The organism is Mesorhizobium sp. WSM4849, from assembly GCF_055811385.1.
The window spans coordinates 31,057-45,549 of the sequence record NZ_JBVVPW010000031.1; the positions used below are offsets into that span (position 1 = coordinate 31,057).

Sequence of the window (14,493 nt, forward strand, 5' to 3'; positions counted from 1 at the left end):
ATCTGCCGCAGAGCGGACTGGAGCTATGAAATGAACGGGATTCAGGCGACCGTAGCGACCATTGCGACCGCGTCGTCGCTCAACGACGCGCAACGGGCCAGAGTGATGTTCTGCCTGCTCGTCGCGCCTCTCGTGGCCTTCGCGCTTTCCGCCCACACCCAGGTCATCCTGCAGGACCCCGACTGTTGGTGGCAGGTCAAGGTCGGGCTCGATCTGCTGGCAAATCGTACGTTCCCGGTTGTTGACAGCTATTCTCACACTTTCGCCGGACACCCGTGGATCGCCAAGGAATGGCTTGGACAGGTTCTCCTTGCGCTCGCCTACACGGCAGGTGGCTGGAACGGCGTGGCGGTGCTGATCATCTCAACCATCGCCCTGACGGGCGCGCTGCTGTCATGGTATCTCAGCACCTGGTTGAGACCGATGGCGGCAGTGGGACTGGCCTTGTTCGGGGCGGCCATGATCTCCCCGATCTACACCGCGCGTCCGCACATCTTCACCTTGCCCATCATCGTGATCTGGACCGCAATGCTTTTTCGCGCAGCGCGCAATGAGCAGGGACCGCCTCTTTGGCTGCTTGCCCTGCTTGTCCTGTGGGCCAATCTCCACGCGACCTTTACCATCGGCTTCGTCATCGCGGCTTTTGCCGGCCTCGATGTCCTTGTGCGAACCCGCCTGTCCAACCCCGTACTCCTTGGCAAATGGGTTGCCTTCGGGCTGCTCTGCCCGGTGGTCAGCTTGATCAATCCCTATGGCATGAAGGCCATCCTTGCCACTTTCACCGTAGCCTATGGCAATGAAGCGGTTCCCTTGATTATCGAGTGGAAACCGTTCGACGCCTCGGATCAACGGTTCCAGGAAGTGGGTATCCTACTGTTCGTTTTCGCGCTGCTTGTGTCGAAACTTCGCATCGGCTGGGCGAAGGCGCTGTTCATCGTCTTTGCCTTGCATATCTATCTCACCCATCTGCGCTTCATGTATCTGTTCTTTCTGCTGGTCCCGATCGTGCTTGCGGCCGAGATTGCGGAGCAATATCCCGCACTCTCCCTGGCAAAATGGATGTCCGACAGGCGCGACGGGCTGGAACGGTTTTTCGCAGAGCGATTTTACCGGATCTGCGGCGTGGCAGGCGTTTTGCTGCTGGGGGCAACCGCAATGCTCACGAGCGCCTATCCGGTCGCGCCGAGCCAGAAGACTTCGGCCAAGGATGCGCTCGCATTCGTCGAAAGCCATCATCTGTCAGGCAATGTCCTGAATTCCTACAACTTCGGCGGCAGCTTGATTTTCCATGGAATCAAGACATTCATCGACGGCCGGACAGATCAGCTCTTTCTCAACGGCTTTATGAAGACAGATGCCGAGACAGGACGCAGCGGTGGAAAGCCTGTCCTCGAAGCCCAGCTCGAGAAGCGTGCGATAGGCTGGGCCTTGCTGACGCCGGACGACAGCCGCATTCCATTCTTCGATGAACTGGGCTGGAAGCGGGCGTATGCGGACGACTACGCCGTGATCTATACGCGCGATCGTTGATTTTCGGCACTCCCGACGACCTGATCAAGCGGCTCGAGGAAGGCAAGGTCTATATTCCCAGCACCGCCCAGCGCGCCATCGAGAATTATTTCTCGCCGGGCAATCTGACGGCGCTCAGGGAACTGGCGCTCCGCCGCACCGCCCAGCGCGTCGACGAGCAGTTGCTGATCCACATGCAGGCCCACGCCATACCCGGGCCCTGGGCGGCGGGGGAAAGGGTTCTCGTCTGCGTCGACGCGCGTCCGGGCGGGGCGGCCCGTATCCGCTATGCGCGGAGATTGGCCGACCGGCTCCGCGCCCCCTGGACGGCGCTTCATGTCGATACCCCTCGTTCAGCCGGGATGTCCGAGGAGGACAAGGATCGGCTAGCGACTCTGCTGCGCCTTGCCGAGCAGCTCGGCGCCGAGGTAACGACCATTCCAGGTCAGAACGTCGCGCAGGACATCGTTCGCCATGCGACCGCGAACAACTTCACCCATATCGTGATCGGCAGGCCGACCCGATCGCGCTGGCGGGAATTGATCGAAGGCTCGCTCACTTATGATCTCATCCGCAATGCCGGCGACATCAGCGTCCATGTCATTTCGGGAAACGAACGCAACGCCGAGGCGACGTCGAGGACCGTCAAGGCGGCGGACGAGCAGTGGCAATTCGAGATCTGGCCCTATCTCAAGGCCACGGCCTATGTTGTTGGCTCGCTCGCCTTCGCCGTCCTTCTCCACCAGTTTCTCGACGTCCGCAACCTGGCGATCATCTTTCTCATCGGGGTTCTGACTTCGGCGGTGACCGGCGGTCTCTGGCCGGCTTTGTATGCCTGCCTCATCAGCGCCATTGCATTCAACTATTTCTTCCTGGAACCACGTTACACACTGACGATCCAGGATCCGGAGAGCATCGTTGCGCTGGCTGTCTTCCTGGTTGTTGCGGTCATTGCCAGCAATCTGACAGTGCGCGTGCAGCGACAGGCGGTCGCTGCCCGCTCTCGGGCACGCGCCACGGAAGATATCTATCTCTTCTCGAAGAAGCTTGCCGGCGCTGGCACGCTTGACGACGTGCTCTGGGCGACTGCCTTCCAGATTGCCTCGATGCTGAAGCTGCGCGTGGTGCTGCTGCTGCCCGAAAACGGCTCGATCACCGTCAAGGCCGGCTACCCACCCGACGACACGCTGGCCGAGGCCGACATCGCGGCCGCCCGATGGGCCTGGGAGCACGATCGCCCCGCGGGCCGCGGTGCCGACACGCTTCCCGGAGCAAGACGCCTGTATCTGCCGTTGCGGACGGGGCGCACCGCCGTCGGCGTCGTCGGCCTCGACAACGACAAGCAAGGCCCGTTGCTGACTCCCGAACAGAAGCGCCTCCTCGACGCGCTCGCCGATCAAGCGGCAGTCGCCATCGAGCGCATCCAGCTTGTTGCCGACGTTGACCGGGCCAAGCTCGAGGCCGAGGCGGACCGCCTGCGCTCGGCGCTGCTGACCTCGATTTCCCATGACCTGAAAACACCGCTTGCCGCCATCATGGGCGCCGCCGGCACCTTGCGCGAATTTGCGCCGGCGCTTCCCGAAGCGGATCGGGCGGAGCTGCTGTCGACCGTGCTTGACGAATCGGAGCGACTGAACCGCTTCATCGCTAATCTGCTCGACATGACCAAGATCGAATCCGGTGCGATGGAGCCGAACTACGCATTCCACTATGTCGGCGACATTGTCGGCACCGCCTTGCATCGGGCCAGGAAAATCATCGGCGAACACAAGACCGAAATGGACATTCCCACGGATCTGCCGATGTTGGGGCTCGACCCCGTCCTGTTCGAGCAAGCGCTGTTCAACCTCCTCGACAACGCCGCTAAATATGCGCCGCAAGGTTCGACGATCCGCCTGCAGGGCTGGGCCGACAATGGTTCCGTCATCCTGCAGATCATGGATGAGGGACCGGGCATTCCGCCAGCGGATCTGGAGCACATTTTCGACACGTTCCACCGGGTGCGCAAGGGCGACCAGGTCCGTGCCGGCACCGGGCTCGGGCTCTCGATCTGCCGCGGCTTCATCGAGGCGATGGGCGGGACGATTTCGGCGGCCAACAGGACCGACCGCTCGGGTGCGGTTTTCACCATCAGGATGCCGGTGCCGGCGGGCCAACGTGTGGACTATTCCGACATGGATGACTTGCCATGACGAACCTGGACGTCAGGATATTGGTCGTCGATGACGAACCGCCGATCCGCAAGCTGCTTCGCGTCGGCCTTGGCAGCCAGGGCTATGCGATCAGTGAGGCGCCGAACGCCAAGACGGCGATCGAACTGATGGAGACGGAGAAGCCGGACCTGATCCTGCTCGATCTCGGCCTGCCCGGCATGGGCGGCCACGAATTGCTGCGCAAATGGCGGGACGACGGTCTGGATGTTCCCGTGGTCAACCTTTCCAGCCGTACCGACGAGGCCGGCATCGTCTCGGCGCTTGAGCTCGGCGCCGACGACTATGTGACCAAGCCGTTCGGCATGAACGAGCTTGTCGCGCGCATCCGCGTGGCGCTCCGCCACAAGTTCCAGCAGCAAGGCGAGAAGCCGGTCTTCCAGACCGGCGATCTCACGGTCGATCTGGTGAAGCGCATCGTCATGATCGAGGGCAGGGAGATAAAGCTCTCGCCGAAGGAATACGACATCCTGCGCATCCTCGTGCAGTACGCGGGCAAGGTTCTCACTCACCAGTTTCTTTTGAAGCAGGTCTGGGGCGATTCGACCGACGTGCAGTATCTCAGGGTCTATGTGCGGCAGCTCAGGCAAAAGATCGAGAAAACGCCCGACCAGCCACGTTACATCACCACCGAAACCGGCGTCGGATATCGCCTGCGCGAAGTCGACTGAAGCGAGGGGCGGGGCGACGCTCAATCCGCCGAGAGCACAAGTGCTGAACTGCAGGATGCTCTCCAATTTCCTGTCGTCGATCTCGATATTTATCCCCTTGCCCGCCGCGCATGGGGTCGATTGGCATTGAGTCCGGCAGCTCAACCCGCCAATTCCGCTTCGGCGAGACTTTAACCATGGCATCACCAGACAGACGCCCTATATGATTGGAGGCTCAGTTTCGCGCGGGAATGGATAGATGTCGCCGCTTCGCCTATCGACGTTCTTGATGTCGGCAACCCTGGCAACAGCGATGCTGTCGAGCGCTGCTGTCTCCGCGCAGAACGTCACTCCCGCCAACCGCAACGCGCTGGTCCTGCAAGGCGAATTGCAGATGCTGGAGAACAGGCTGCGGCGGCAGCAATATCAGCAGCAGCAACAGCAGTTCCGTGCCCAGGATCGCGAGGTCGCGCCGCAACGGCCAGATGTGCCGCAGATGAAGCCTACTTGCCAGTTGCGGCGGTCGGGCAGCCGCTTCATCAGCATCTGCCGCTGATGAGCCGGCGTTTTCATTTATTTAGCCGCTTGAACGCCGCTCTACTTAAAGTAGCATCAAAGGCGGTTTTGATTTTCGCAACGTGCCTTTGCGCTTGGGCACTGCCCTGATTGGATCGTCGGGCCTGATTGGATCGTCGGGAATGGCAGCCACCAAGAAGAAGGTCGTACGCAAAGCAAGGAAGGGCGAGCGGATCCGTCAGGTCGCGGCGATTCCCTTTCGGCTGAGCGAGCGTGGCGACGTCGAGGTGATGCTGGTCACCTCGATATCGACCAGGCGCTTTATCGTGCCCAAGGGCTGGCCGATGAAGGGCAAGAGCGGGCGCAGGGCAGCCACCATCGAAGCGCAGGAGGAAGCCGGCGTCCTCGGCAAGACGCTGAAGCAGCCGGCCGGCACCTATTCCTACTGGAAGCGGCTGACGAACCGCTTCGTCCGCGTCGACGTCACCGTCTACCTGCTGGCGGTGACAGAGGAACTGGCCAACTGGCAGGAGGCCAAAAGGCGGCAGCGGGCATGGTTGACGCCGGAAGACGCAGCGGCACTTATCGACGAGCCCGATCTTTCAACGCTGCTGAAGAATCTAAAAATTCCCCAACCAGCGCCCGCTGGCGAACTTGAACCAAGGCCTCAATTGGAGTCACCATCTCCCTGAGGGAACGGCCGCGCCGGCGTGCCGGTATAGGCCCACAACCATTCGCGCGGCAGTGGTCCCTTGTTGCGGTCGCTCTGTTGCGACTGTTCCCACGCATGCGCCAATATGCCGACCGAGCGCGAGAGCACGAAAAGGCCGCGTGTCAGCGGCGGCGGGAAGCCGAGCTCGCCATAGATGACGGCGGTGGCGCCGTCGATGTTGAGCGGGATCTTCTTGCCCTTGCGCCGCGCGACCTCGGCCTCAACAGCCTCGGCGATGTCGGCGAAACGTCCGCTGACGACGCCGCGCGCGGCAAAATCGCGGGTCAGCTCGATGAGGCGCGGCGCCCGCGGATCGACCGGATGGAAGCGATGGCCGAGCCCCGGCACATAGGATTTTTCCTCGGCGAAGAACCGATCGAGCCGCGACGCGACGGCATCGGCAAGCGTCACGCCTCCATCCAGTGCCGCGGCGATGTCGCCGTAGAAGGCAAGCGCCTGTTCACCGGCGCCGCCATGCACGTCGCCAAGCACATTGATGGCTGAGGCCATGGCACTGTTGATGCCGACGCCGCAGGTGGCCGCCATGCGGGCAATGGCGATCGACGGTGCCTGCGGCCCGTGGTCGACGGCCGCCCCCAGCGCGATGCCGAGCAGCGCCGCCTGCTCCTCACCAGGCAGTTCGCCGCGCAGCATCAGCCAGATCATCGCCGGAAAGCTGACGCGGCCGATCAGGTCCTGGATCTCATAGCCGCGCAGCCGGATCGCGCCAGGGCGCATTTCGATGATATCGGTCTGCCACCATTCCTCGCCGCGCTCGCGGCCGGTTTTTTTCCCAACGTTGCTCATGTTCTCGCGTCGCTCATGCCTGCGCCCTTTTTTTGACGCGCGGCGGCAGACTGGCAAACACCTCGTCCATATGCTCGCCCAGCGCCGGCGGCGGCTTGGTCGGCAACGGTGCTGCACCATCGACCATGAACCCGCCGCGCACGACGGTCAGCGGTCGGTCGATGTTCGGCATGCTATCGAAACGGGTGGTCATGTCGCGCTCGATCACTTGCTGCTCGGCCAGCACCTGCGGGATCGTCAGCACCCTGCCCGCCGGCACGCCTGCGCGATTGAGCGTCTCCTCCCAGGCCGCGGCCGAGCTGTTCGCCAGGGCATCCTCGATCAGTGCCTTCAAGGCGATGCGATTGCGCTTGCGCGTCTCGCGCTCGGCAAAGCGCGGGTCCGAGGCCAGCTCCGGCAGCCCGACCAGCCGGCAGAGCGTGACGAACTGCTCCTGCTTGTTGGCGGCGATGTTGAGCAAGCCGTCGCCGGTGCGAAACGTTCCGGAAGGTGCTGCCGTCATGTTCTCGTTGCCCATCGGCTGCGGCTCGACGTCAGCCGTCAGATAGTTGGAGACCGGCCAGCCCAGCGCGGAGAGCGTGCATTCGAGCATCGACACGTCGAGGAAGGCGCCCTCGCCTGTCGTCTTCTGCTTCACAAGTGCCGCGGCGATCGCGAACGCCCCGACCAGTCCGCCCAGCGTGTCGGCGACGGGATAACCGACCCGCAGCGGCGCGGTCTCCGGCGTGCCGGTGATGCTCATGATGCCTGATAGGCCCTGGATGATCTGGTCGTAGGCGGGATTGTCGCGCATCGGCCCGGTCTGGCCGAAGCCCGAAATCGCGCAATAGACAAGGCTGGGGCGGACCTCTTTCAGCCTGGCATAGCCGAGTCCCAGCCGGTCCATCACGCCGGGGCGGAAATTCTCGACCAGCGCGTCGGCGGAGGCGACCAGATCGAGAAAGCGTTCGCGATCGGCCTCTTTCTTGAGATCGAGCACCACCGATCGCTTGCCGGCGTTCTGCGCCAGGAACGAAGCGCCCATGCCGGTGCTGTTGAGTTCCGGCGAACCGCCGAGCTGGCGCGCCAGGTCGCCGCCTTGCGGCGCCTCGACCTTGATCACATCGGCCCCGAGCAGCGCCAGCTGATAGGCGCAGTAGGGGCCAGCCAGAACATTGGTCAGGTCGAGGACGCGGATACCGGACAGCAGATCGGTCATGATATGACAGCCAGGTCAGGCATCGCCCGGCACATGCTCCGGTCCGCGTAGGCGCCTGCGTTCGACGTAAGCGTAGATATGCGGCCCAATCAGCCCGATGAACGCCAGCGTCAGCAGCGTCAGCGACAGCGGATGCTTATAGAACACCGACCAGTCGCCGTTCGAGATGGTCATCGCGCGGCGGAACTGCGTTTCGGCGAGCGGCCAGAGGATCATGCCGATGATGACCGGCGCCGTCGGGAAATCGAAGCGCCGCATCAGGAATCCGGCCCCGCCGAGCAGATAGAGGATGACGAGGTCGGTCGGTGACTGCGAAATACCGTAGGTGCCGACCGTAGCGAACACCAGGATGCCAGCATAGAGCTGCGGCGCCGGGATTTTCAGCAGCCGCACCCACAACCCGATTAGCGGCAGGTTGAGAATGACGAGGATGATATTGGCGATGAACAGGCTGGCGATCAGCCCCCAGACCAGATTGGCCTGCGTCATGAACAGCATCGGCCCGGGATTGATGCCATAGCTCTGGAAGGCCGACAGCATGATCGCGGCCGTCGCCGAGGTCGGCAGGCCGAGCGTCAGCATCGGCACCAGCACGCCGGCAGCCGATGCGTTGTTGGCGGCTTCCGGTCCGGCAACGCCTTCGATGGCGCCGACCGTCCCGAACTCCTCCTTGTGTTTGGAGAGCTTCTTCTCGATCGCATAGGACAGGAAGGTCGGGATTTCGGCGCCGCCGGCCGGCAGGGCGCCGATTGGGAAGCCGAGCAGGGCGCCGCGCAGCCAAGCCTTCCACGAGCGTGCCCATTCGGCCGCCGTCATGTAGAGCGAGCCCTTCAGCGGCACGATCTCGTCCTTGCCGGCATAGCGGCGCGAGGCCATGTAGAACGTCTCGCCGACTGCAAAGAGGCCGACGGCGACGACGATCACGTCGACGCCGTCGAGCAATTGGCTCATGCCAAAGGTGAAGCGCGGCTGCCCGGTCTGCAGGTCGACGCCGATCATGCCGATGACGAAGCCGATGAACAGGCTGGTCAGGCCGCGCACCGACGACGAGCCGAGCACCGCCGAAACCGTGATGAAGGCCAGCACCATCAGCGAAAAATATTCGGCCGGGCCGAAAGACAGCGCGAATTTGACCACGACCGGGGCCAGGAAAGCGACACCCAGCGTGCCGAGTGTGCCGGCGACGAACGAGCCGATCGCCGAAGTGGCGAGTGCCGCGCCGCCGCGGCCGGAACGGGCCATCCTGTTGCCTTCCAGCGCAGTGACGATGGTTGCACTTTCGCCCGGCGTGTTGAGCAGGATCGATGTAGTCGAACCGCCATACATGGCCCCGTAATAGATGCCGGCAAACAGGATGAAGGACGCTTCCGGCGCCACCTGGTAGGTGATCGGCAAAAGCAGCGCGATGGTCAGCGCCGGTCCGAGGCCGGGCAGCACGCCGATCGCTGTCCCCAGCGTCGTGCCGACCAGGCACCACATGAGATTGACCGGCGTAAAAGCGACCGAGAATCCGTGCGCGAGATGGTTGAGCGTTTCCATGGCTTCAGCCTCTCAACATACGGATAATCGAATCGAGACCGGTGTTCAGCTGGTTCTCGATGAAGCCGGCGCCGATATTGACGCCGAGCGCCCTGGCGAAGCCGAAATAGGCGGCAAGCGCTAGGATCAGGCCGAGCAGCACGTCACGCAGCGGATGTCTGCTGCCGAACCCGTGGCAGATGAGAACGAACATGATCACCGAGGCTGCGGTGAAGCCAAGCGGCTGGATCAGAACGAGGTTCGCGACCAGCCCGACGGCGACGATGCCCATCGCCTTCCAGTCGGTCGGCGTTTCCTTTTCTTCTTCTGGCTGCCAGCCGCCCCGCAGGGCGGCGACGATCAGCAGGAGGGAAAGGATCGTCATGCCGATCATGGTGATGTAGGGGAAGACGGTCGGGCCGACCTTGGAGTAGAGCGGCGACACCGGAATCGACAGCGTCTGCCAGGCTACTGCGCCGGCGCAAGCGAGAAGCCCGATGCCGATCTGCAATTCGGGCACGGCAAGGCGCGGCCGCGCCGCCTGCTGGTCGCTGGTGCTCATGATCGTCCTCCCTGGATAGGCCGGTCTCCCACAGCCGACCTCACCGCAGTTTCACTCGCGCTGGATCGTATGTCCATGCGGCTGGCGAACATCGGAAAGGGGCAGTGCAGACCGCCCCTCTCCGAGGACATCAGGCAAGGCCGAGGTCCTTGAGGATGGCTGCGATCCGGGTCGTGTCTTCGGCGAGAAATTTCGCATAGTCGTCGCCGGTGAGCAGGATTTGCGTCCAGTTGCGGTTTTTGCATTCGGTGGCCCAGGCATCGCTTTTGGCCATGGTCTCGACCAGCGTGATCATCGCCGCCTTGTCGGCGTCGGAAACGCCCGGCGGTGCGAAGACGCCGCGCCAGTTGAACAATTCGACATCGATGCCGGCTTCCTTCAGCGTCGGTGCATCGATGCTTTCCTGACGCTTGTCCGCGGAAATGGCGAGCAGCCGAAGCGCGCCTGCCTTGACCTGCTCGGAGAACTCGCCATAGCCGGAGATGCCGGCCGCGACCTGGTTGCCGAGAAGCGCCGACAGTGCCTCGCCGCCGCCGGCGAACGGCACGTAGGAGAGGTTGGTTGCCGGAACACCGGCCGTCTTCGCGATAAGGCCGAACAATATGTGGTCCGAGCCGCCGGCCGAACCGCCAGCCACCGGAACCTTGGTCGGATCGGCTTTGAGGGCGGCGACGAAATCCGCTGCTGTCTTGAACGGCGAGGCCGCCGGCACCACAAGCGCCTCGAATTCGCCGGTGAGGCGGGCGATCGGCGTGACTTCGGTGAGATTGTTGGCCGATTTGTTGGCGATAATGGCGCCAACCATGACCATGCCGGCAACCATCAGCGAATTGCCCTTGCCGTTCCACTGGCTGATGAATTGTGGCAGGCCGACTGTGCCGCCGGCGCCGCCGACATTGGTGATCTGCGAACCGGAGATCAGCTTCTCACTGCGCAGCACCTGGTCCATCGTGCGCGCCGTCTGATCCCAGCCGCCGCCGGGCGCTGCCGGCACGAAGATCTGGATCTGCGGCGCATCCTGCGCAAAGGCGGGCGAGAGATGCAACGCTGCGAAACCGGCGGCGCCGGCAGCGGCGGTGCTCATTAAAAATCTGCGTCTGTTCAGCATGGGATTCCTCCAATCACGACACCTCCTCTGGTGCCTGCCAGCAACGTAGCCTGAATTCAGACCCGCTCGACAAAAATTCATGCAGCCTTTGTCTTGTTCTGTCAACAGGAACGGCATTCTACTGGACAGAACTGTCTGCACGCGGCATAGTTGTTCCGATCGGCCCTTCTGTCCAACTGGGAACGGAACGACGTGGTCAAGCAGATGACCGTAACACAATCCAAGCCTGCGTCGACCAACGGTGTTGCCGCGCTCGACCGTGCGATCGCCATCCTCGATGCTTTCGCTACCGCCGACCGGTCGCTCAGCCTGGCCGAAATCGCGGCGCGGACCGGCCTCTACAAGAGCACGATCCTGAGGCTGGCGAACTCATTATTGCGCGGGCAGCTGCTGGAGCGTCTCGACGACGGCCGCTACCGTGTCGGCCCTGCCACCTTCCGGCTGGGTGCCCTATACCAGCGTTCGGTCGTGGCGATCGACATCCTGCTGCCGATCATGCGCGATCTGGCCGAGCGAAGCTGGGAAAGCGTCGCTTTCTATGTCCGCTCGGGCGACGTGCGCACCTGCCTCTATCGTGTCGAGTCCAAGCATCCCATCCGCTACACCATACGGGAAGGCGACGTGCTGCCGTTGCTGGCCGGTACGGGCGGCCGCGTGCTTGCGGCGTTTTCCGGTCAGCAGGGCGAGCCTTACGAGACGATCCGCAAAACCTACCATTGTTTGTCGGTCGGCGATCGCGACCCCGAGACAGCGGGCGTTTCGGCACCAGTGTTCGGGCCGGGGCACACCTTGCTCGGTGCGTTGACGCTGTCAGGCCCGAGCACGCGCGTCGACGCGGCCTTTCTGCAGCGCATGAAAAATCCGCTGATCGAGGCGGCCGCGCGCGCCACCCGCGCTTTCGGCGAAGACGCCTCGATGCTCGAACAGGCGGCCCTAAAAGCCAAAGCGGAAGGCCCGGTGCTGAAGCGGCAGGCCTAGAAAGCCTCGATTCGGCCCGATCGGAACCACAGGATGACAGGCCGCAACCCTCAAGGCTGCCGTTCCAGCAGGATCGTCGCATCGTCGTGATAGGTGGTCCGCAACACTTCGCTGTAGCCGCATTTGGCCGCGACGCTCAGCGAAGCGGTGTTTTCCGGATCGATGATGCAGACAGTCCTTGCGCGCCCGAATGCGTCGTCGCCCCAGGCGAGAACCCGTCCGACGACTTCGCTGGCGAAGCCTTGGCCATGGGCGCTCGGGACCAGCGCCCAACCGGCTTCCGGAACGCCTTCGATCGACGGCACGATGTTGCGCTTCAAATCGTGAAAGCCGGCTTCGCCGATGAAGCGGCCGGTCGCCTTGTCCTCGATCGCCCAAAAGCCATAGCCCAGCAGCGACCACAGGCCGGCATGACGCAGGAAGCGCATCCAGCTTTCCTCCCGCGTGCGCGGCTTGCCGCCGATGAAGCGTGTGACGGCCGGATCGGCCCACATGGCGACATAGGCGTCGAAATCATCGAGCTAGTGTGGCCGCAGCACGGTGCGCGGCGTTTCAATGACGGGAGCGACAAGCGCCTGTGGATTGATCACGTGTCGTGCCTCGGTTGCGTAAGTTTGCCTGTGCTTAGTAGCCTGCCCTTGGATTTGACCCGGGGGTGCTCGGCGGTTTTGGGGGACAGCGATATGCGACAGAGATCCAAATCGCCTGCACCAGACAAGAGCCAAAGCCTGTGCAGATCATCTTCCAGCCCAATGTGAATCCTGCCCAGCGGTGCTACTTTTCACCAGCAGCTGATTCAGCATCCGCTGTGCCGTCCGACGGAGGGAAAAGGGCATGGATACCACCGATCTTCTGCTTGCCATCTTTCATCATCTGCTGGTGTTTTCATTGGCGGGCATCATCGGCGCCGAATTTGTCCTGATCCGCAGCGATCTGCCCGCCGCGACGCTCCGGCGGCTTGTCGGCATCGATCGCCATTACGGCATCCTCGCCATGCTGATCATCATCGTCGGCATCGGCCGCGTCATCTACGGCCTGAAGGGCTGGGAATTCTACGTCTACAACTGGGTGTTCTGGGCGAAGATGGCGGCCTTCGTCATCGTCGGCCTGCTGTCGATCATTCCGACGGTCCGCTTTGTTTCCTGGAACAGGCAGGCCTCGGCCAACCCCGGTTTTCAAGTGCCGGCGTCGCAACTTGCATCCGTTCGAACTTATGTCCGCGCCGAAGCCTTCATCTTCCTGCTGATCCCGGTCTTCGCCGCGGCGATGGCGCGCGGCTACGGCTACTGAATTTCGCCTACGGGTTCGAGCGGCGCAATTTCGACCAGCGGCGCCGGAATATCATTCGTCTTCTCCTCGGCCTTGCAGATGTCGGCGATGACACAGACCGGACAATCCGGTTTGCGCGCCTTGCAGACGTAGCGGCCATGCAGGATCAGCCAATGATGCGCGTGGCGCATATATTCGTCCGGAATGATCCTCAACAGCCCCTGCTCGACCTGTTCCGGCGTCTTGCCGGGCGCCAGTCCCAGCCGGTTGCCGATGCGGAAGATATGCGTGTCGACCGCCATCGTGTGCTGGCCGAAGGCCATATTAAGCACGACATTGGCGGTCTTGCGCCCGACGCCCGGCAGCTTGACCAATTGATCGCGGTCGTCGGGCACGTCGCCGCCATGGTCGCGGATCAACGCTTCCGACAGCGCAATGACGTTCTTGGCCTTGTTGCGCCAAAGCCCGACGGTGCGGATATAGTCGCCGACCTTGGCCTCGCCGAGCGCCAGCATCTTTTGCGGGGTGTCGGCGACCCTGAACAGCGCCCGCGTTGCCTTGTTGACGCCGACATCGGTCGCCTGTGCCGAAAGCACCACAGCCACCAGCAGCGTGAAGGCGTTGATGTGTTCGAGCTCGCCCTTCGGCTCGGGCCGCTGAACGGAAAAGCGTCGGAAAATCTCGTGCACCTCGGCCGGGCTGTAGCGCGAATGGGACCGCACCGGCCGGGCACGCGGCTTGGCGTTCGAGCCGTCGCGTCGGCCGGGGGGCGGTTCATTTTCGAGTGTAGAGGAATTTTTGGGCTTGGGGCTCGTCATCCCCTTCCTATAATATCCCGTCATGAGCGACACAAACGCCTCATTTCAGGCCGACGAGCCATTCTTCCAGGCGTTGCTGATACCGCATCGGTCGCTGGGCAAAACCGGCTTTGCCATCCTGATGGGCGCTCTGCTGTTCGGCTCGTTGGTGACCGGAGCGTTTTTCCTGTCGCGCGGCGCCTGGCCGGTGTTCGGCTTCCTCGGTTTCGACGTGATTGCCGTCTACATCGCCTTTCGCGCCAATTATCGTGCCGCCCGCGCCCGCGAGGAGGTGTCGGTCTCGCGTACCAGCCTCGACATCCGCAAGACCGCACCGTCAGGCAAATCGGAAGCGCATCGCTTCAATCCGTTCTGGGCGCATTTTTCGGTCGCCCGCCACGCCGAGATCGGCATCACCAGGATGGCGGTGGAAGCACAAGGTCAGAATGTGCCGATCGGCGGCTTCCTCAATCCCGACGACCGCGAGAGCTTTGCGTCAGCTTTTTCGCGCGCCCTGGCGACCGCCAAAGCGCGCTAGGTTTAGATGACTGGCCGCTTCCAGCCGCCAGCGTAGATAAGCCAAAAAATCAGACCAGCCACCGCGCCCAAGGTCGCGGTAGACAGCACGTCCGATGCCAGCTCCCAATACCCACATAAAG

At 62.9% G+C, this 14,493-nt stretch carries 14 protein-coding genes and 1 pseudogene; 8 read left to right on the plus strand and 7 right to left on the minus strand.

All coding sequences use genetic code 11. From position 1 onward, the window contains the following. The first annotated feature begins 30 nt into the window (after nt 1–30). The 5 genes from AC0L3L_RS28025 to AC0L3L_RS28045 all read left to right on the plus strand — a co-directional run bounded on the left by AC0L3L_RS28025 (nt 31) and on the right by AC0L3L_RS28045 (nt 5,577). Complete coding sequence (locus tag AC0L3L_RS28025) at nt 31–1,530, plus strand: hypothetical protein (protein ID WP_473640217.1); 1,500 nt, start codon at nt 31–33, stop codon at nt 1,528–1,530. Then, a complete protein-coding gene (locus AC0L3L_RS28030; protein ID WP_473640218.1) occupies nt 1,527–3,701 on the plus strand; it encodes a DUF4118 domain-containing protein in 2,175 nt (724 codons plus the stop codon). Before AC0L3L_RS28025 ends, AC0L3L_RS28030 begins: the two co-directional genes overlap by 4 nt. Next, nucleotides 3,698–4,390 (plus strand): response regulator transcription factor, encoded by a 693-nt coding sequence (locus tag AC0L3L_RS28035; protein WP_473640220.1) that lies wholly within the window; start codon nt 3,698–3,700, stop codon nt 4,388–4,390. Before AC0L3L_RS28030 ends, AC0L3L_RS28035 begins: the two co-directional genes overlap by 4 nt. A gap of 292 nt (nt 4,391–4,682) precedes the next feature. Continuing rightward, a complete protein-coding gene (locus tag AC0L3L_RS28040) occupies nt 4,683–4,925 on the plus strand; it encodes a hypothetical protein (protein WP_473640221.1) in 243 nt (80 codons plus the stop codon). A gap of 142 nt (nt 4,926–5,067) precedes the next feature. Continuing rightward, nucleotides 5,068–5,577 (plus strand): NUDIX hydrolase, encoded by a 510-nt coding sequence (locus AC0L3L_RS28045; RefSeq protein WP_473640223.1) that lies wholly within the window; start codon nt 5,068–5,070, stop codon nt 5,575–5,577. Here AC0L3L_RS28045 and AC0L3L_RS28050 read toward each other — a convergent pair. From AC0L3L_RS28050 to AC0L3L_RS28070, 5 genes are all read right to left on the minus strand, one after another. Beyond that, nucleotides 5,553–6,404 (minus strand): citryl-CoA lyase, encoded by an 852-nt coding sequence (locus tag AC0L3L_RS28050; protein ID WP_473640225.1) that lies wholly within the window; start codon nt 6,402–6,404, stop codon nt 5,553–5,555. The two genes, AC0L3L_RS28045 and AC0L3L_RS28050, sit on opposite strands and share 25 nt — an antisense overlap. Nucleotides 6,405–6,417: 13 nt before the next feature. Next, nucleotides 6,418–7,602: a CaiB/BaiF CoA transferase family protein gene (locus AC0L3L_RS28055; RefSeq protein ID WP_473488026.1), complete on the minus strand. Its 1,185-nt coding sequence runs from the start codon at nt 7,600–7,602 to the stop codon at nt 6,418–6,420. 15 nt (nt 7,603–7,617) lie between these two features. Then, entirely contained in the window at nt 7,618–9,141 is a 1,524-nt protein-coding gene (locus AC0L3L_RS28060; RefSeq protein ID WP_473640226.1) for a tripartite tricarboxylate transporter permease, read from the minus strand. A gap of 4 nt (nt 9,142–9,145) precedes the next feature. After that, nucleotides 9,146–9,682 carry a tripartite tricarboxylate transporter TctB family protein gene (locus AC0L3L_RS28065; protein WP_473640228.1) on the minus strand — a complete coding sequence of 179 codons (537 nt, stop codon included), beginning with the start codon at nt 9,680–9,682 and terminating at the stop codon, nt 9,146–9,148. A 130-nt stretch (nt 9,683–9,812) separates the two neighbouring features. Next, nucleotides 9,813–10,790 (minus strand): Bug family tripartite tricarboxylate transporter substrate binding protein, encoded by a 978-nt coding sequence (locus AC0L3L_RS28070; RefSeq protein WP_473640229.1) that lies wholly within the window; start codon nt 10,788–10,790, stop codon nt 9,813–9,815. A gap of 204 nt (nt 10,791–10,994) precedes the next feature. Between AC0L3L_RS28070 and AC0L3L_RS28075 the strand changes: the two genes are divergently transcribed. Then, nucleotides 10,995–11,768: an IclR family transcriptional regulator gene (locus AC0L3L_RS28075; RefSeq protein ID WP_095496906.1), complete on the plus strand. Its 774-nt coding sequence runs from the start codon at nt 10,995–10,997 to the stop codon at nt 11,766–11,768. A gap of 50 nt (nt 11,769–11,818) precedes the next feature. On the opposite strand, the pseudogene AC0L3L_RS28080 reads toward AC0L3L_RS28075, so the two are convergent. Then, nucleotides 11,819–12,358: pseudogene (locus tag AC0L3L_RS28080) on the minus strand (GNAT family N-acetyltransferase). 244 nt (nt 12,359–12,602) lie between these two features. Between AC0L3L_RS28080 and AC0L3L_RS28085 the strand changes: the two are divergent. After that, nucleotides 12,603–13,058, plus strand: a complete 456-nt coding sequence (locus AC0L3L_RS28085) for a DUF2214 family protein (RefSeq protein ID WP_473640231.1) — start codon at nt 12,603–12,605, stop codon at nt 13,056–13,058. Here AC0L3L_RS28085 and nth read toward each other — a convergent pair. After that, nucleotides 13,052–13,855, minus strand: a complete 804-nt coding sequence (gene nth / locus AC0L3L_RS28090; protein WP_473640233.1) for an endonuclease III — start codon at nt 13,853–13,855, stop codon at nt 13,052–13,054. The two genes, AC0L3L_RS28085 and nth, sit on opposite strands and share 7 nt — an antisense overlap. A gap of 22 nt (nt 13,856–13,877) precedes the next feature. Between nth and AC0L3L_RS28095 the strand changes: the two genes are divergently transcribed. Continuing rightward, the gene (locus AC0L3L_RS28095; RefSeq protein WP_473640234.1) at nt 13,878–14,372 is read left to right on the plus strand and encodes a DUF2244 domain-containing protein; all 495 of its coding nucleotides are present in this window, start codon (nt 13,878–13,880) and stop codon (nt 14,370–14,372) included. Nucleotides 14,373–14,493 lie beyond the last annotated feature (121 nt).